Source organism: Pseudomonas fluorescens, from assembly GCF_902497775.2.
Classification (GTDB): domain Bacteria; phylum Pseudomonadota; class Gammaproteobacteria; order Pseudomonadales; family Pseudomonadaceae; genus Aquipseudomonas; species Aquipseudomonas putida_F.
This window is the reverse complement of the sequence record NZ_OZ024668.1, coordinates 4,145,644-4,162,609: the sequence shown is the minus strand read 5'-3', so window position 1 is coordinate 4,162,609 and position 16,966 is coordinate 4,145,644. Positions and strand designations below refer to the sequence as shown.

At 63.0% G+C, this 16,966-nt stretch carries 19 protein-coding genes; 14 read left to right on the top strand and 5 right to left on the bottom strand.

Annotated features, from left to right (window positions below):
* Nucleotides 1-28: 28 nt before the first annotated feature.
* The 6 genes from lysS (at nucleotide 29) to F8N82_RS19150 (ending at nucleotide 5,433) form a co-directional block, all read left to right on the top strand.
* Nucleotides 29-1,531 carry a lysine--tRNA ligase gene (gene lysS / locus F8N82_RS19175; RefSeq protein ID WP_038996784.1) on the top strand — a complete coding sequence of 501 codons (1,503 nt, stop codon included), beginning with the start codon at nucleotides 29-31 and terminating at the stop codon, nucleotides 1,529-1,531.
* Between the two features lie 100 nt (nucleotides 1,532-1,631).
* A complete protein-coding gene (locus F8N82_RS19170) occupies nucleotides 1,632-2,336 on the top strand; it encodes a TetR/AcrR family transcriptional regulator (RefSeq protein ID WP_038996782.1) in 705 nt (234 codons plus the stop codon).
* Between the two features lie 28 nt (nucleotides 2,337-2,364).
* A complete protein-coding gene (locus tag F8N82_RS19165) occupies nucleotides 2,365-2,910 on the top strand; it encodes a hypothetical protein (protein WP_038996781.1) in 546 nt (181 codons plus the stop codon).
* Nucleotides 2,911-2,934: 24 nt separating this feature from the next.
* Nucleotides 2,935-4,212 (top strand): flavohemoglobin expression-modulating QEGLA motif protein, encoded by a 1,278-nt coding sequence (locus tag F8N82_RS19160; RefSeq protein ID WP_038996779.1) that lies wholly within the window; start codon nucleotides 2,935-2,937, stop codon nucleotides 4,210-4,212.
* Complete coding sequence (locus F8N82_RS19155; RefSeq protein ID WP_038996778.1) at nucleotides 4,184-5,107, top strand: alpha/beta hydrolase; 924 nt, start codon at nucleotides 4,184-4,186, stop codon at nucleotides 5,105-5,107. The genes F8N82_RS19160 and F8N82_RS19155 overlap by 29 nt, the downstream gene beginning before the upstream one ends.
* Complete coding sequence (locus F8N82_RS19150) at nucleotides 5,104-5,433, top strand: hypothetical protein (RefSeq protein WP_038996777.1); 330 nt, start codon at nucleotides 5,104-5,106, stop codon at nucleotides 5,431-5,433. Before F8N82_RS19155 ends, F8N82_RS19150 begins: the two co-directional genes overlap by 4 nt.
* A gap of 70 nt (nucleotides 5,434-5,503) precedes the next feature.
* Here the strand turns inward: F8N82_RS19150 and F8N82_RS19145 are convergent, their stop codons facing one another.
* From F8N82_RS19145 to F8N82_RS19135, 3 genes are all read right to left on the bottom strand, one after another.
* Nucleotides 5,504-6,292, bottom strand: a complete 789-nt coding sequence (locus F8N82_RS19145) for an OmpA family protein (RefSeq protein ID WP_038996776.1) — start codon at nucleotides 6,290-6,292, stop codon at nucleotides 5,504-5,506.
* 50 nt (nucleotides 6,293-6,342) lie between these two features.
* Nucleotides 6,343-6,756 carry a DUF4398 domain-containing protein gene (locus F8N82_RS19140; RefSeq protein WP_038996775.1) on the bottom strand — a complete coding sequence of 138 codons (414 nt, stop codon included), beginning with the start codon at nucleotides 6,754-6,756 and terminating at the stop codon, nucleotides 6,343-6,345.
* A gap of 273 nt (nucleotides 6,757-7,029) precedes the next feature.
* Nucleotides 7,030-7,374: a hypothetical protein gene (locus tag F8N82_RS19135; RefSeq protein ID WP_038996774.1), complete on the bottom strand. Its 345-nt coding sequence runs from the start codon at nucleotides 7,372-7,374 to the stop codon at nucleotides 7,030-7,032.
* 119 nt (nucleotides 7,375-7,493) lie between these two features.
* Between F8N82_RS19135 and ppc the strand changes: the two genes are divergently transcribed.
* From ppc to F8N82_RS19100, 7 genes are all read left to right on the top strand, one after another.
* Nucleotides 7,494-10,121, top strand: a complete 2,628-nt coding sequence (gene ppc, locus F8N82_RS19130; protein WP_038996773.1) for a phosphoenolpyruvate carboxylase — start codon at nucleotides 7,494-7,496, stop codon at nucleotides 10,119-10,121.
* A 257-nt stretch (nucleotides 10,122-10,378) separates the two neighbouring features.
* Complete coding sequence (gene adk / locus F8N82_RS19125) at nucleotides 10,379-11,029, top strand: adenylate kinase (RefSeq protein ID WP_038996772.1); 651 nt, start codon at nucleotides 10,379-10,381, stop codon at nucleotides 11,027-11,029.
* Nucleotides 11,030-11,116: 87 nt separating this feature from the next.
* On the top strand, nucleotides 11,117-11,791 hold the full coding sequence (gene tsaB / locus F8N82_RS19120) for a tRNA (adenosine(37)-N6)-threonylcarbamoyltransferase complex dimerization subunit type 1 TsaB (RefSeq protein WP_038996771.1): 675 nt from the start codon (nucleotides 11,117-11,119) through the stop codon (nucleotides 11,789-11,791).
* Between the two features lie 129 nt (nucleotides 11,792-11,920).
* Nucleotides 11,921-12,217 (top strand): hypothetical protein, encoded by a 297-nt coding sequence (locus tag F8N82_RS19115; protein ID WP_038996770.1) that lies wholly within the window; start codon nucleotides 11,921-11,923, stop codon nucleotides 12,215-12,217.
* A 3-nt stretch (nucleotides 12,218-12,220) separates the two neighbouring features.
* On the top strand, nucleotides 12,221-13,090 hold the full coding sequence (locus tag F8N82_RS19110; RefSeq protein WP_038996769.1) for a DUF72 domain-containing protein: 870 nt from the start codon (nucleotides 12,221-12,223) through the stop codon (nucleotides 13,088-13,090).
* Between the two features lie 33 nt (nucleotides 13,091-13,123).
* Nucleotides 13,124-13,954, top strand: a complete 831-nt coding sequence (locus tag F8N82_RS19105) for an isocitrate lyase/PEP mutase family protein (RefSeq protein ID WP_038996768.1) — start codon at nucleotides 13,124-13,126, stop codon at nucleotides 13,952-13,954.
* A gap of 6 nt (nucleotides 13,955-13,960) precedes the next feature.
* Nucleotides 13,961-14,656, top strand: coding sequence for an extensin family protein (locus F8N82_RS19100; RefSeq protein ID WP_371857303.1), 696 nt, complete (start codon nucleotides 13,961-13,963; stop codon nucleotides 14,654-14,656).
* A 3-nt stretch (nucleotides 14,657-14,659) separates the two neighbouring features.
* Here F8N82_RS19100 and F8N82_RS19095 read toward each other — a convergent pair whose 3' ends face one another.
* Nucleotides 14,660-15,280: a hypothetical protein gene (locus F8N82_RS19095; RefSeq protein WP_038996767.1), complete on the bottom strand. Its 621-nt coding sequence runs from the start codon at nucleotides 15,278-15,280 to the stop codon at nucleotides 14,660-14,662.
* Nucleotides 15,281-15,378: 98 nt separating this feature from the next.
* On the opposite strand from F8N82_RS19095, the gene F8N82_RS19090 reads away from it, so the two are divergent.
* Nucleotides 15,379-16,158 (top strand): class I SAM-dependent methyltransferase, encoded by a 780-nt coding sequence (locus F8N82_RS19090; protein ID WP_162195915.1) that lies wholly within the window; start codon nucleotides 15,379-15,381, stop codon nucleotides 16,156-16,158.
* Here F8N82_RS19090 and F8N82_RS19085 read toward each other — a convergent pair.
* A complete protein-coding gene (locus F8N82_RS19085) occupies nucleotides 16,155-16,787 on the bottom strand; it encodes a TetR/AcrR family transcriptional regulator (RefSeq protein ID WP_038996766.1) in 633 nt (210 codons plus the stop codon). The two genes, F8N82_RS19090 and F8N82_RS19085, sit on opposite strands and share 4 nt — an antisense overlap.
* Between the last annotated feature and the right edge of the window lie 179 nt (nucleotides 16,788-16,966).

Below are 16,966 nucleotides of genomic sequence, written 5' to 3'. Positions count from 1 at the left end.
ACGAATACCTGATGGAAAAAATGACGACATGAGCGACCTGAAGACCGAATCGCAAGACCTGCAACAGGAAGAAAACAACCTGATCGCGCTGCGCAAGGAAAAACTTGCTGGCGAGCGCGCCAAGGGTAATGCCTTCCCCAACGACTTCCGCCGTGACAGCTACTGCAACGACCTGCAGCAACAGTATGTCGACAAGACCAAGGAAGAGCTGGAAGCTGCAGCGATTCCGGTCAAGGTTGCCGGCCGCATCATGCTCAACCGTGGCTCGTTCATGGTGATCCAGGACATGACCGGGCGCATCCAGGTCTACGTCAACCGCAAGACCCTGCCGGAAGAAACCCTGGCCGCGGTCAAGACCTGGGACCTGGGCGACATCATCGCCGCCGAAGGTACCCTGGCGCGTTCCGGCAAGGGCGACCTGTACGTCGAAATGACCAGCGTGCGCCTGCTGACCAAGTCGCTGCGCCCGCTGCCGGACAAGCACCACGGCCTGACCGATACCGAGCAGCGCTACCGCCAGCGCTACGTCGACCTGATGGTCAACGAGGAAACCCGTCACACTTTCCGCGTCCGCTCGCAGGTCATTGCGCACATTCGCAACTTCCTGATGGCGCGCGACTTCCTCGAAGTCGAGACGCCGATGCTGCAAACCATCCCTGGTGGCGCCGCGGCCAAGCCGTTCGAAACCCACCATAACGCCCTGGACATGCAAATGTTCCTGCGTATCGCCCCGGAGCTGTACCTCAAGCGCCTGGTGGTGGGTGGTTTCGAGAAAGTCTTCGAGATCAACCGCAACTTCCGTAACGAAGGCGTTTCGACCCGGCACAACCCCGAGTTCACCATGCTCGAGTTCTACCAGGCCCACGCCGACTACGAAGACAACATGGACCTGACCGAGGAGCTGTTCCGCGAACTGGCCCAGCTGGTTCTGGGCAGCACCGACGTGCCGTACGGCGACAAGGTGTTCCACTTCGGCGAGCCGTTCGTGCGCCTGTCGGTGTTCGACTCGATCCTCAAGTACAACCCGCAAATCACCGCCGCCGATCTGCAGGACGTTGACAAGGCCCGTGAGATTGCCAAGAAGGCTGGCGCCAAGGTGCTGGGCTTCGAAGGCCTGGGCAAGCTGCAGGTGATGATTTTCGAAGAGCTGGTCGAGCACAAGCTGGAGCAGCCGCACTTCATCACTCAGTACCCGTTCGAAGTCTCGCCGCTGGCCCGTCGCAACGACGAGAACCCGAACGTCACCGACCGCTTCGAGCTGTTCATCGGTGGCCGCGAAATCGCCAACGCCTACTCCGAGCTCAACGATGCCGAAGACCAGGCCGAGCGCTTCATGGCCCAGGTGGCCGAGAAGGACGCCGGTGACGACGAAGCCATGCATTACGATGCCGACTTCGTCCGCGCCCTGGAATACGGCATGCCGCCAACCGCCGGCGAAGGCATCGGCATCGACCGTCTGGTGATGTTGCTGACCAACTCACCATCGATTCGCGATGTGATCCTGTTCCCGCACATGCGTCCACAGGCCTGAGCGAACTGAACAAGCCGCCTTCCGGGGCGGCTTTTTCATGCCTGCAAGAAATTCATCCATCGGATCCAACGTTTGGGGTAAACCAGCAGTGACTCCTGCAATGACTCAACAAGGTGCCGCCGGTGTGGCTACCGCGGTGGCCGAAAGCGTGCAGTACCAGGGCCGCAAGGCCAGCCGCGAAGGCAGCGAGCAGCGCCGCCAGCAGATCCTCGACGCGGCCATGCGCATCGTCGTGCGTGACGGCGTGCGCGGCGTGCGCCACCGTGCGGTGGCGGCCGAGGCCGGGGTGCCGCTGTCGGCGACCACCTATTACTTCAAGGACATCGAAGACCTGCTCACCGACACCTTCGCCCAGTATGTCGAACGCAGCGCGGCCTACATGGCCAAACTCTGGGAGAACACCGAGGTGGTGCTGCGCCAGTTGCTCTCCCAGGGCGACGGCAGCCCCCAGTGGCGAGCGCGCCTGGCCGATGAAGTGGCGAAGATGACCACCGACTACGTACAGCGCCAGTTGCATAACCGCCGCGACTTTCTGATGGCCGAGCAGGCCTTTCGCCAGGAGGCGCTGCTGTGTCCGCGGCTGGCCGATCTGGTCAAGCTGCACGAGCAGATTCTGCTGCGTGGCGCCGTGCAGATGCTGCAAGTGGTAGGCTCGCGTCAACCGCAACAGGATGCCTTGGTGTTGACGGCGATTATCGAGCAGATGGAATATCAGGGCCTGCTCGACGCTGAACAGGCCCAGGCCGAAGCGCCGATGCTCGCTATTCTTACCCGGTACCTGCATCTGGTCTTGGCGTCGGTGTAAGGCGCGAACCTATTTCAAGGAGAGGTTGATGAAAGCCAGAACCCTGCTGTTGGCATTGTCGTTCTTGCTGCTTGGCGGTTGTCTGGTCACCTTCAACGAGCCGATCCCGGCCAACAAGCCTGCGCCCAAGGCCCTGCTGGGCACCTGGACCAGCAAGGACGCCTGGGGTGAGCCGCTGACCCTGCAGATCAGCCGCAGCGGTGGCAACGCCTACAAGGCGGTGGCCATCGGCAAGGACAAGAAGCGCGACGAGTACGCTTTCACTGTGTCCCAGCACGGCAACCGCTGGTACCTCTCGGCCGGTGTGCCCAAGCGCCTGGGCGGCAATTTCCTGATCGGCGGCTTTGAAGTGCTCGATAACAAGGAACTGGTGGTCTACAACCTCGATGTCGAGCAGGTCAACCAGGCCGTGCAAAAGAAAGAACTCAGCGGGCGGACTATCGAGGTGGCGGAAGATAACGGCGAAGGCATTCTCATCGACAGCCCGGCCGAGCGCGTTCTGGCCTACCTGGACGACCCGGCCAACTCCGACCTGTTCATCGAAGTGGCGCGTTTCAAGCGGGCCGGCAAGTGATTGTTCCAATTCAAGGAGTGTAGGGTGGACGAGTACCAGCAGACGATACGCGCCCTGTCTGATCGCATTGTCCTGGCGCAAACGCCTATTCGCGTGCTCGATGCGGTGAAGTGGGACGACAGCATCCGCCAGGGTTTCCTCAAGGCCAAGGGCAAGGAGCTACCTGCGGTAGACCGTGCCTACTACCAGGGCCGGCCGCTGTCGTTCGACTCCGCCGCGGTCAAGCTCGAGTTCCAGAACATCGAACGCGACATCACCCGCCAGCTCGGCCAGTTCAACCCGGTCGGGCAGATCATGCGGCGCATGTGCAAGGAATACCGCATGGTGGTGCGCATGCTCGAAGCGCGCGGCACCGAAGATTTCGGCCTGATCTCCCAGGAGCTGTATGGCGCCGCCTCCGACGCCTTCCATGCCGGTGACCCGACCCTGGCCGACCTGGGCCTGATGCTTTCGGATTACCTGAACAACATCGACGGGCGTGGCGACCTCAAGGACGAGCCGAAGAACCTCACCGCCAAGCAGGCCGTGGAGATGCTCCAGGGCCGCCTGAACAAGGTGTTCAACGAGGCCGAAGACACCATTCGCGTGTTCGAGTCCGACGGTATCGTCGCCGACGCTGCTGCCGGCGCCGACTACATCAAGATCCGCGCCGACGCCATGTTCAACAGCCGCGACGTGCGTGCGCTGGAGGTTCACGAAGGCCTGGTGCACGTCGGCACCACCCTGAACGGCCTCAACCAGCCGATCTGCACCTTCCTGGCCAAGGGCCCGCCGTCATCGACCGTGACCCAGGAAGGCCTGGCGATCCTCATGGAGGTGATCGCCTTTGCCTCCTACCCCAGCCGCCTGCGCAAGCTGACCAACCGCACCCGGGCCATCCACATGGTCGAGGAGGGTGCCGACTTCATGCAGGTCTACGAGTTTTTCCGCGCCCAAGGCTTCGAGATGGCCGAGAGCTATGGCAACGCCAGCCGGGTGTTCCGTGGCTCGGTGCCCAACGGCCTGCCGTTTACCAAGGACTTGTCCTATCTCAAGGGCTTTATCATGGTTTACAACTATATTCAGTTGGCCGTGCGCAAGGGCAAGCTCGAACAGATCCCCTTGTTGTTTTGCGGCAAGACCACCCTTGAAGACATGCGCACCTTGCGCCAACTGGTCGATGAAGGCCTGGTGGAACCGCCCAAGTACCTGCCGGAGCAGTTTCGTGACCTCAACGCGCTGTCGGCCTGGATGTGTTTCTCCAACTTCCTCAACCACCTGAGCCTGGACCGGATTGAAGCCGATTACTCGAACATTCTCTGATGCATGGCGCAGGCCCCTGGGCCTGCTGCTGGTGCTGCTGAGTCTGGGCGGCTGCAGTTCGCTGTTGTTCTACCCTGAGCCTGGCCAGCCGTTCACCCCCGAGAAAGCCAGGCTCGCGTACCGCGACGTCACCCTGACCGCGGCCGACGGCACTCGCCTGCATGGCTGGTGGCTGCCGGCCAAGGCCGGTGTCCAGGTCAAGGGCACGGTGCTGCACCTGCATGGCAATGGCGGCAACCTGGCCTGGCACTTGGGTGGCAGCTGGTGGCTGCCGGAGCAGGGCTATCAGGTGCTGTTGCTCGACTACCGCGGCTATGGCCTGTCCGAGGGCAAGCCCGAGCTGCCTGAGGTCTACCAGGACATCGGCGCCGCGCTGGACTGGCTGGACAAGGCGCCCGAGGTCCAGGGCAAGCCACAGATATTGCTGGGCCAGAGCTTGGGCGGCTCGATGGCCATTCATTACCTGGCCGAGCACCCGCGCCAGGCCGAGCGCTTCAAGGCCATGGTCTTCGATGGCGTGCCGGCCAGCTATCGCCAGGTCGGACGCTTTGCCCTGAGCAACTCCTGGATGACCTGGCCGCTGCAGGTCCCGTTGTCGTGGCTGGTGCCCGATGGCGACAGTGCGATTCATTCGATTACGCGGATCAAGACCCCGCCCAAGCTGTTCTTCCACAGCATCGACGACCCCATCGTGCCGCTGGCCAACGGCATCCAGTTGTACCAGGCTGCGCCACCCCCGAGGGTGTTGCAGCTGACCCGTGGCGGGCATGTACAGACCTTTGCCGACAAGACCTGGCGCCAGGTCATGTTGCGCTTTCTGGACGACCCGAGCCATTTCAACGGGCTGCGGCGCCTGGCCGAAGTCCCCAATTACCCTGACGAGAAGTCGCAATGAGTGAAGAACGCAACGCCATCCCCCTGATCATTACCGGTGTCTGCAGCATCATCGGTACGGTCGCGGCCCTGTGGTATTACGGTTACCTGCATTTCGCCAAGCCGGAGGATGCCTTGCTGTTGTCCGACTTCACCATGCTCAAGACCATCCCGGGCGAGGACTACAAGATCTCCCTGCAACCGGCTACCCAGGTGGCGCAGTGCGTTGATGGCGTGCTGGTGTTGTTCGATACCGCGCAGAAAGGCCTGACGGGTGTGCTGGTCAACAACAAGAAGCAGGCGGTGCGCTGCCTGGGGCAGGAAACCCCACAAGAAATCCAGGAGTAAAGCATCGCGGGTCAAGCCAAACAAAAATCCCGCCAGACTCGGCGGGATTTTTGTTACTGCTGAGCAAACATCAGTTCAGCTGGCTCACCGAACGCGGTGCCACCGGCTGGTTGTCGTTGGAAATGGTCACTTCCACCCGGCGGTTCTGGGCACGGCCGGAGTTGCTGGTGTTTTCGGCAACCGGGTACTCCTTGCCATAACCCTGGGCGACGATGCGAGCAGGATCAACGCCTGCACGTACCAGCGCGGCACGCACGGAGGCGGCACGACGCTCGGACAGCGTCTGGTTGTAATTGGCGCTGCCTTTGCTGTCGGTGTAGCCCTCGACGATCACCTTGCGGTCAGGGTTCTCCTGGAGGAACTGCGCCAGCTTGGTGATGTTCGGGTAGGCGCTGCTCTTGAGGGTGGCCTTGTCGAAGTCGAACAGCACGTCACCGAAGGTCACCAGGGTGCCACGGTCGGTCTGCTTGGCGTTGAGGCTGTCCTGCAGCTTCTTGATCTGTGCATCGCGGGCATCGAGGCGAGCCTGGGCACGCTGGGCGGCAGCGTTTTTCAGGTTGCCTTCGGCGGTGCGCAGGGCAATGGTCTGCTTGGCCACTTCAATGCGCTGGTTGGTCAGGTAGGCGAGCTGATCGACTTTCTTCTCGTCTTCCTTGTCCATGTAGGCCTTGTCGGCCTTGTTCAGCCAGTCCTGAGCGTCCTTGGTTTCAAGGGCCGCGACCTTGACCGACTGCGGGTTGCTCTGCAGCGCAGAGAAGTTGGTCCGGGCCGATTCCAGGTTGGCGTTCGGCTGCGTGGAGCAGGCGGCCAGGCCAACGCTCAGGGCCAGAAGGGCTGGGATCATCACGTGTTTACGCATAATGGTTCATCCTTTGATCGATTACGAATGCACGGGTCGGCAAGCGGGCGTCATTGGACGCTGCGCATGCCTTCCTCACGCAGGTCCTGAACGCCCTGGTGGGCATCCTGTACGGCTTTCTCGGCCTTGGCGGCCTGGGCCTTGCGCTCGGCGACGCGGGCGTCCCACTCGGCCTGTTCGGCCAGGCGCTTGGCGTCGTCGTACTGCTTGTCGTGCATGGCGATTTCCGCCTGTTTCAGCTTGTCCTGCGCGGCCTTCATTTCGACGGCGGCGAACTCGGTACCGCCAGCGCTGACAGCGGAATTGACCGCCGATTGCGTTACAGCGTACTGCTCGGTGGGTGGGTTGCCGGCACAGCCGGCCAGGACCAGGCTGCTGCCCAGTGCCAGCGCGGCCAGCTTGAGCCCGCGCAGGTGGGTGGACGAGGTGTTTGCGGTGCGGGTCTTCATGGTGGTCAACTCCATTGGATCACTCCTGATGAACAACGAATTCCGTAACAGTCCATCGGCGCGACCCATCAGCTTCCGGGACTGCTCTGACCCGGTTCTGAAAGGGTTTTGCCGTGATGGCTATTGGCTGTGACCGAAGCTTTTTTTGAATAGTTCAGAAAAAAATGCCGCTTGTTCGCGGTTTTTGCTGACTGATCGGTCAGTGGGTTTTTCGTTGAACTTTCAGGTCTGCCCACGGTACGCGAGCGCCTGTGCGGGCGCTCGCAGCGCCGGGAAAGGCGGGGTCAATCAAGGCGTTTCAAGGTCTTTGGCGCTGCTCAACTCGTGCAGGTAGCGGCGTGAAAGGGCAAGAAAACGCGGGGTCGGGCCGATGTCTTCATAGAGCGGATCGCCTTCTTCATCGGTGGCGATCACCTGCGTACCCTGGACATAGGGAAAGCTCGCTTCCAGCTCTTCAAGCGCTGCCCCCAGCAGTTCGCCGAGCAGCTCTTCGGGCTGGCGTTTGGGGTACATCTCGGCCAGGGCCGCCAGCCGCGCCGCCGCTTCCATGTCCAGGTGCAGGACATGGCCGGTGGGGCTCAGCGAGCCTTTGGCGTGCTGTTCCCAATGCTGGGCAAGATCACGGATTTTCATGATGTTCTCCTGTGTGCCTGTGTTCAGCGTAGTTCAGCCGTGGCTCTGCCTTGAAGCTCGACCTCTACTGGGGCACTCTGGACCCAGAGCGGTTTTCCCGAATGCCGGAGGCATGGCTGATGACTGATATCGATGTGCGCTTGCGTGAAGATGTTCATTTGTTGGGCGAGTTGTTGGGCGATACCGTGCGCGAGCAGCACGGCGAAGCGTTTTTACAAACCATCGAGGATATTCGCCGCAGTGCCAAGGCCGATCGCAGCGGCAGTGCCGAGCAACTGAGCTCGACCCTCAATGACCTGGCCGAAGACCAGCTGTTGCCGGTGGCCCGGGCCTTCAACCAGTTTCTCAACCTGGCCAACATCGCCGAGCAGTACCAGTTGATTCGCCGCCGCGACGCCGGCCAGGCCGAACCCTTTGAAGCGCGGGTGCTGCCCGAACTGCTGGCGCGCCTCAAGGCCGCCGGCCACAGCGACGATGCCCTGGCCCGGCAACTGGGCAAGTTGAGCATCGAGCTGGTACTCACCGCCCACCCGACCGAAGTAGCCCGGCGCACCTTGATCCAGAAGTACGACGCGATTGCCGCGCAACTGGCCGCGCAGGATCACCGCGACTTGATCCCCGCCGAGCGCGAGCAGATCCGCGAGCGCCTGCAGCGGCTGATTGCCGAGGCCTGGCATACCGAGGAAATCCGCCGCACCCGGCCAACCCCGGTGGACGAAGCCAAGTGGGGCTTTGCGGTGATTGAGCATTCGCTGTGGCAGGCGGTGCCACACCATTTGCGCAAGGTCGACAAAGCCCTGCACCAGGCCACCGGCCTGCGCCTGCCGCTGGAGGCGGCGCCGATCCGCTTTGCCTCGTGGATGGGCGGCGACCGTGATGGCAACCCCAATGTCACCGCGCCGGTGACCCGTGAAGTGCTGTTGCTGGCGCGCTGGATGGCCGCTGACCTGTTTTTGCGCGATATCGATGCCCTGGCCGCCGAGCTGTCGATGCAACAAGCCAGCGAAGCGCTCAGGGCCAAGGTCGGCGAGTCGGCCGAACCGTATCGCGCGGTGCTCAAGCAGTTGCGTGAGCGCTTGCGCATTACCCGGGCCTGGGCCCACGCCTCGCTGACCACCACGCAGGCTCCGGCCCCTGAAGTGCTGCAGGACAACCGCGAATTGTTCGAGCCGCTGCAGCTGTGCTTCGAATCGCTGCACGCCTGCGGCATGGGCGTGATTGCCGATGGCCCGTTGCTCGATTGCCTGCGCCGGGCGGTGACCTTCGGTCTGTTCCTGGTGCGCCTGGACGTGCGTCAGGACGCGGCGCGGCACACCTCGGCACTGAGCGAAATTACCGAGTACCTGGGCCTTGGCCGCTATGCCGAGTGGGATGAAGAGGCGCGCATCGCCTTCCTGCAGCAGGAACTCAACAGTCGTCGTCCGCTGCTGCCAAGCTACTTCAAGCCCCAGGCCGACACCGCCGAGGTGCTCGCCACCTGCCGCGAGATAGCCGCCGCACCCGCGGCCTCGCTGGGCTCTTATGTGATCTCCATGGCAGGCGCCGCTTCCGACGTGCTGGCCGTGCAGTTGTTGCTCAAAGAGGCCGGTGTGCTGCGGCCGATGCGCGTGGTGCCGCTGTTCGAAACCCTGGCCGACCTGGACAACGCCGGACCGGTGATGCAGCGCCTGCTTGGCTTGCCCGGTTATCGCGCCGGGCTGCATGGCCCGCAGGAAGTGATGATCGGCTACTCCGATTCGGCCAAGGATGCCGGTACCACGGCGGCGGCCTGGGCCCAGTACCGGGCCCAGGAAACCCTGGTACGCATCTGCCGTGAGCAGCAGGTCGAACTGCTGCTGTTCCACGGCCGTGGCGGTACCGTCGGACGTGGCGGCGGCCCGGCTCACGCGGCGATCCTGTCGCAGCCACCGGGTTCGGTGGCCGGGCGTTTCCGTACCACCGAGCAGGGCGAGATGATCCGCTTCAAGTTCGGCCTGCCGGACATTGCCGAGCAGAACCTCAACCTCTACCTGGCGGCGGTGCTGGAAGCGACCCTGCTGCCCCCGCCGCCGCCACAACCGGCGTGGCGCGAGCTGATGGACCAACTGGCCGCCGATGGCGTCAAAGCCTATCGCGGTGTGGTGCGCGACAATCCGGAGTTCGTCGAGTACTTCCGCCAGTCCACTCCCGAGCAGGAGCTGGGCCGCTTGCCGCTGGGCAGCCGCCCGGCCAAGCGGCGCGCCGGTGGTATCGAAAGCCTGCGGGCGATCCCGTGGATTTTCGGCTGGACCCAGACCCGCCTGATGCTGCCGGCCTGGCTCGGCTGGGAAGCGGCATTGAACAATGCCCTGGCCGGTGGCCAGGGGCCGTTGCTGGCCGAGATGCGTGAGCAGTGGCCGTTTTTCCGCACACGCATCGACATGCTGGAAATGGTCCTGGCCAAGGCCGATGCCGATATCGCCCGCTCCTACGACGAACGTCTAGTGCAACCAGAACTGCGACCTTTGGGTGCACATTTGCGCGACCTATTGTCGCAGGCGTGCCAGGTGGTACTGGGTCTGACCGGGCAGCCGGTGCTACTGGCGCACAGCCCCGAGACCCTGGAATTCATCCGCTTGCGCAACACCTATCTGGACCCGCTGCATCTATTGCAGGCCGAACTGCTGGCGCGCTCGCGCGGGCGCGAAGCCGCTCTGGACAGCCCGTTGGAACAGGCCTTGCTGGTGACCGTGGCCGGCATCGCGGCGGGCTTGCGCAATACCGGATGAGTTAAGAAAACGGTCTGCCGATCGTTTGCCCAAGGAGGGCAGAATGCTTGTAAAGCAATAGGTTGCGCCCGGCGCAACCTGTGCTCAAGAGGGCCACTGTGCGCGGGTTTTTCCGACTTTCGACCGCTTGTGTGGCTTGCGGGCGCTGTGTATCTTGAGCAGCCTTTTGATCGAAATTACGATCATCACCCAAATTCCGGGATTGGCCCTGCGTGGCAAACCCACTGATTTGCTTACAAAAAAATGAGGAGCACGAGATGCGCGTAATTCTGCTGGGAGCTCCCGGGGCCGGTAAAGGTACTCAGGCAAAGTTCATCACCGAGAAGTTCGGTATTCCACAGATTTCCACTGGCGACATGCTGCGCGCCGCAGTCAAGGCCGGCACCCCGCTGGGCCTGGAAGCCAAGACGATCATGGACGCTGGCAAGCTGGTCTCCGACGAGCTGATCATCAACCTGGTCAAGGACCGTATTGCCCAGCCTGACTGCGCAAAAGGTTTCCTGTTCGATGGTTTCCCACGCACCATTCCTCAGGCTGAAGCCCTGGTGACTGCCGGCGTCGAGCTGGATGCCGTGGTCGAGATCGCCGTCGAAGACGAAGAAATCGTTCAGCGTATCGCTGGCCGCCGTGTGCACGAAGGTTCGGGCCGCGTTTATCACGTGGTCTACAACCCGCCAAAGGTTGAAGGCAAGGACGACGAAACCGGCGAAGCGCTGGTGCAGCGCAAAGATGACACCGAAGAAACCGTGCGTCATCGTCTGTCGGTCTACCACGACCAGACCAAGCCGCTGGTGGACTTCTACCAGAAGCTTTCGGCTGCCAACGGTGGCAAGCCCAAGTACGCGCATATCGAAGGCGTGGGCTCGGTTGACGCGATCACCGCCAAGGTCCTCTCCGCACTGAGCTGATCGACGCTCGGTAGTGCAGACAACGGCCCGCTTGCGGGCCGTTGTTGTTTATAATGCCGCTCTTTTATCTTGCCCCTGGAACCCCCGATGACCACCTTGCTGGCCCTCGATACCGCCACTGAAGCCTGCTCCGTTGCCTTGCTGCATGACGGCAAGGTTTCCAGCCACTATGAGGTGATCCCGCGCCTGCACGCGCAGAAGCTGCTGCCGATGATCCAGCAACTGCTGGCCGACGCCGGTGTCACCCTGCAACAGCTCGATGCCATTGCCTTCGGCCGTGGCCCGGGCGCCTTTACCGGCGTGCGTATCGCCATTGGCGTGGTCCAGGGCCTGGCCTTTGCTCTGGAGCGTCCGGTATTGCCGGTGTCCAACCTTGCAGTGCTGGCCCAGCGCGCCATGCGCGAGCAGGGCGTAACGCAAGTGGCAGCGGCGATCGATGCGCGCATGGACGAGGTCTACTGGGGCTGCTATCAGAACGTCGACGGTGAAATGCGCCTGCAAGGCCTTGAGGCGGTGCTGCCACCGGAGCAGGTCGCATTGCCGGTCGGTGCCAGCGGCGACTGGTTCGGTGCGGGCACCGGTTGGGGCTATGCCGAACGCCTGGCGGTCAAGGCCGGCGGCCAGGATGCCAGCCTGCTGCCCCATGCACAGGACCTGCTGAGCCTGGCCACCTTCGCCTGGCAGCGTGGCGAAGCCATTGCTGCAGACCTCGCGCAACCTGTCTACCTGCGCGACAAGGTGGCCACGCCCAAAGCGCGTTGAGTGCAACTCGTCGGTTATTCCCAGGCCAGATAAAACCTTTTGCCCGATCTGTGGTCCAGTTATCAATCGGGCATTAGCGAAGGATCAGCGATGCTGCTAAATTGCCATCACTGCTCTTGAGTAATCGCCATGCGCGTCGACGGATTTTCCTCTCAGTCCTACCCCATCAAGCGAGCCCTGCGCAAAGCGCCGGTGCGCACCGATGAGGTAGACGACGAAGATCTGCCGGGCGAATTCGAAGTGCAGTCGCAAGCCAGCGCCAGCCACGGCCAGGCACGCACCGGCGGCCTGCCGGCCCGGCCCCAGGACATGATCTTCCCGCGGGCGCGCAACAAGCGTACCGCCCATGCCTTGGCCAGCTACTTGACCACTGCCGGTTTTGTTGACTGGGAGATGGAAGTACTGGGGCTGGACCTGTACATTTGATGGATGAGTCTGTCCACGCTTCCCTATTTTGTTGGTTGTCCGTCCTGGAGTGAAAACGCCTGGCGCGAGTACCTGTACCCGGCTGACGCTAAAACCGGCGACTTTCTTGGCCTCTACAGCCAGGTCTTCAATGCCGTAGAAGGCAACACCACCTTTTATGCCCGCCCGGCACTGGCGACGATCGAGCGCTGGGCGCAGGTGATGCCCGCGCATTTTCGTTTTACGGCCAAGTTCCCCGGTGATATCAGCCACAGCGGTGACCTGCATGGTCAACTGGCCGCAGCCCAGTCCTTTATCGAATTGCTCAAGCCCTTAGGCACTCGCGTAGCGCCATACTGGTTGCAGCTACCGGCGACCTTCGGCCCGGCGCGCCTGGGCGAGCTGGTGAGCTTTCTCGACGAGGCTGGCGTGCCGATCGCCGTAGAGGTGCGCAACGCCGCATTCTTCAGCAAGGGCGAGGAAGAGCGCCTGCTCAACCGGCTGCTGCTCGAGCGCGGTGTGGAGCGTATCTGCCTTGATCCACGCGCGTTGTTCAGCTGCACTTCACGGACTCCCGAAGTGCTCCACGCCCAGTCGAAAAAACCGCGCGTGCCGCCACGCCCGACCGCTTTCACCCAGCACCCGCAGATCCGCTTCATCGGCCACCCGGAGCTGGCTGCCAACGAGCCGTTCCTGCTGCCCTGGCTGGACAAGGTCGCGGCCTGGATCGAGGAGGGGCGCAGCCCCTATGTTTTCCTGCATACTGCCGACAATCGCCTGGCCGCCGCCCTGGCCCGGCGTTTCCATCAGGGCCTGATGGAGCGTCTGCCGGGGCTCGCGGCCTTGCCTGAACTGGACCGGACGCCAGAAGCCGAACAACTCGGCCTGCTCTGATCGCGTCCTGCCGTCTGCCCGGGAGTCTTGATCATGGATGTGCAAACCCTGCGTGCCGAAGCCTTCAAAGCCCTGCATGAACGCGATGGCGCCTTCGTCATTCCCAACCCCTGGGATGCCGGTTCCGCCAAGCTGCTGGCCAGCATCGGCTTCGAGGCGCTGGCCACCACCAGCGCCGGGCTGGCGTTCTCCCTGGGGCGGCCGGATGCCGAAGGGGCGATGAACCTGGAGGAAACCCTCGTCAATGCCCGGGCGATTGTCGACGCCACGGCGTTGCCGGTGGCCGCTGACCTGGAAAACGGTTTCAGCGACGATCCCAAGGGCTGCGCCGAGGCGATCCTGCAGGGCGCCGCCGTCGGCCTGGTGGGTGGTTCGATCGAGGATGCCAGCGGCAATGCCGACGAGCCGATCTACAGCTTCCACCACGCGGTGGAGCGAGTCGAAGCGGCCGTCGCCGCCGCCCGTAGCCTGGACTTTCCGTTCATGCTTTGTGCACGCGCCGAAAACCTGCTGCACGGGCGCATGGACCTGGACGACACCATCGCCCGCCTGCAGGCCTTCGCCGAAGCGGGCGCCGATGTCCTCTATGCGCCGGGCTTGCGCACGGCTGAAGAGATCCGTCGGGTGGTCCAGGCGGTAGCGCCGAAACCGGTCAACGTGCTGATGGGCCTGAGCGGTGTGCAATTGAGTTTTGCCGATGTTCAGGCGTTGGGCGTCAAGCGCATCAGTGTTGGCTCGTCGCTGGCGCGGGCGGCCTATGGGGCGTTCTTCAACGCCGCACAACAGATTCACGATCACGGCCGTTTTGACTACGCCGACCAGGCGCTGTCGTTCGACCAGCTCAACCAGTTGTTCAGGCGCTGATCGATAATGCGCAAAGGATTGCTCGCAGTGCTGTGCCTGATACTGATCACCCTGCTAGTGGCTGCCTGGCGCCTGGGCTGGCGTTTGCCGGATGCCTGGAACCCTTGGGCGGCGCTGGATGTGCGTGAACCGCCGAACCTGCTCACGCCCTACAAATTGGGGCGCCTGGAAGATGATCCGCAACTGTGCGAGCAGGCCCTGGCAACTTCCAATCTGCGCTACCGCAAGCAGGCCGACAGCCCGGCCAATGCGCCCTGCCCACTGGAAAACGTGGTGCGGGTCGAAGGCTCGTCGGTGCGCCTTAGCAGCAGCTTTGTTGCCAGCTGCCCATTGGCGGTGGCTTACGCGCTGTTCGAGCGCCATTCCCTGCAGCCGGCGGCGCAGCGCGCCTTTGCCCAGCCGGTGGTGCAGGTCGATCACCTGGGCAGTTTTGCCTGTCGCAACATGTACAACCGCAAGAATGGTCGCCTCAGCCAGCACGCCAGCGCCAACGCCCTGGACATTGCCGGATTTCGCCTGGCCGACGGGCAGCGCATCCAGTTGCTCAAGGACTGGCCGGGGGAGGGCGTCAAAGCCAGATTCCTAAAGGATCTGCACGCCAGTGCCTGCGACAGTTTCAACACGGTGCTGGGGCCCGACTACAACGCCGCGCACCGTAATCACTTACACCTGGACATGGGCTTCTGGCAGATCTGCCGCTAAGCCTCAGGCGGCGATGCGGACGTTGTTCAGCACCACCGGGCGGGCCCAGCGGTTGTCAAAGTCCAACTGCGACTGCTGCATGGCCATGGTGGTTTCGTCGAAGGGTTCGGGCGCCTTGTCCAGCAAGTCCGTCTCGAACTCGGCGATCGGCAGGTACAGCGGCTTGGCCTGTGGAGCCGGGCCAGGCTCGGGCAGCGGGTGGCCCTGGCTCATGACCACCGGGCGGACCCAGGTGTTGCTGATATCCAGCTGGCGCTGTTGCTCGATCAGTTCGGCGGCGCTGAACGGCGGGGCGAGTTTTTCCAGCAGTTCAGGCTCAAGCTCGGCAATCGGCAGGAACAGCGGCTCCGGCGGGGCCAGTTCGGTGTCATGCACATCGCACAGGCGCTGGCTGTGAATCTGCGCCAGTACCTGACTGCCACCCAGCGGTTCGCCGGTGACCTTGTCGAACTGCTCGCTAGCCACGGTCTTGGCCGCGTCTTCCGGACCTTGCTGCTCAGCCAGGGCGCGGGCAAAAAAATCCTGCCACAGGTGGCTGACGCCGCCCAGTGCCTGGGTATTGTGCCGGCCATAGTCGCCGACGGGCGAGATATAACCTGAGTTGAGCTGAAGAATGTCGGTCATGGCAGTCGCAGAGGGTTCTGGTCTGGCAAAATAGCGAATACTTCGTATATCGGCCGCGGCCGACGATCATTTAATTTTTTTGAGTACAGGATTTGATAGTGGAGCAACTGGCGGACGGCGGCATCCGGGTCGAGGCATTGACGGCCGATTATCAGGCCCAGGCTGCCGAGTGGGCGCAGCGCCTGGAGTTGCCGCTGAGCGATGACAACGCAGGCTTCGCGGTGCAGGTCGGCGCCGATGGTCTACAGATCCAGCAACTGGGGCCGCAGGCGCCAGGGCCGGTGCGGGTGGACTTCGTCGAAGGCGCGGCAGCCCACCGGCGGGTGTTCGGCGGCGGCAGCGGGCAGATGATCGCCAAGGCTGTGGGGGTCGCCCAGGGCGTGCGCCCGCAGGTGCTCGACGCCACGGCGGGGCTGGGCAAGGACGCTTTCGTGCTGGCTAGCCTGGGCTGCCAGATGACCCTGATCGAGCGCCAGCCGCTGGTCGCCGCCCTGCTCGAAGACGGCCTGGCCCGCGCCCGTAGCGATGCCGAGGTGGGCCCGATCGTCGCCCGCATGCAGCTGCTCACCGGCAATGCCATCGAGCGCATGCGCAACTGGCAGGGCGAGCCGCCGCAGGTGATCTACCTCGACCCGATGTTCCCGCACCGCGACAAGAGCGCCCTGGTAAAAAAGGAAATGCGCGTGTTCCGTCCGCTGGTCGGTGACGACCTCGACGCCCCGGCGCTGCTCGAAGCCGCCCTGGCCTTGGCCAGCCACCGGGTGGTGGTCAAGCGCCCGCGCAAGGCGCCGATCATCGACGGGCCCAAGCCCAGTCACTGCCTGGAAGGCAAATCCAGCCGTTACGACATCTACCCGAAAAAAGCCCTCAAGGCTTAAGGCCGGTAGGCGCGCATGAACAGCGCCACCACTTCCTGCACATGGGCCTCGGCGGCCTCGGCATCCAGCGCCGGGGCATAGCCGAGCAACAGGCGGAAGTTGGCCGCGCCCTTGAGCAGGCAGAAGAAGTGCTCGGCGGCATTGGCCGGCAGTTCGATACTCAGCAGCCCGCGGGCATCCACCTGGCGCAGCAGCGCCTCCATCTCGTGCAGGACCCGCAACGGGCCAGCCTCGAAGAAGATCTGGTTGAGCTTCGGATCCTGATTGCCCAGGGCCATGATCAGCCGGTGCAGCTTGACCGACAGGTCGCTACTGATCAGCGCCTGAAAGCCGCGGCCGATTTTCACCAGTACCTGCTCCAGCGGCACTCCTTCAGGCAGCTCGAAGATCAGCTCGGGCAACTGTGCCGTGCAGGTGGCGACCACCGCCGAGGAAAACAGTGTCTCCTTGTCGGTGAAATGGCTGTAGACCGTGAGTTTTGACACACCTGCCGCTGTCGCGACCGCATCCATGCTGGTGTTGGCATAGCCAAGGGTTAGAAACAGCGCTTTGGCTGCTTCGAGAATGGCCTGGCGCTTTGCCAGGTCCTTGGGTCGGCCGGGGCCGGTAGGAGCGGTGACTTTGGGCATGAGTGAAAAGTTACATATTCCAGTAAGTGCACATGGTACATCGCGACCGGTATTTCGGCGGGCAAATATCGACGCGCTGCTCCTGGGGTAAAAATGGGATTTCTCTCGGACGCCTGCTTCCACGGTCCGGTTCCCTGATTTAATATACCCGTCAGTATAAATATTCAAAGCGCCATTCG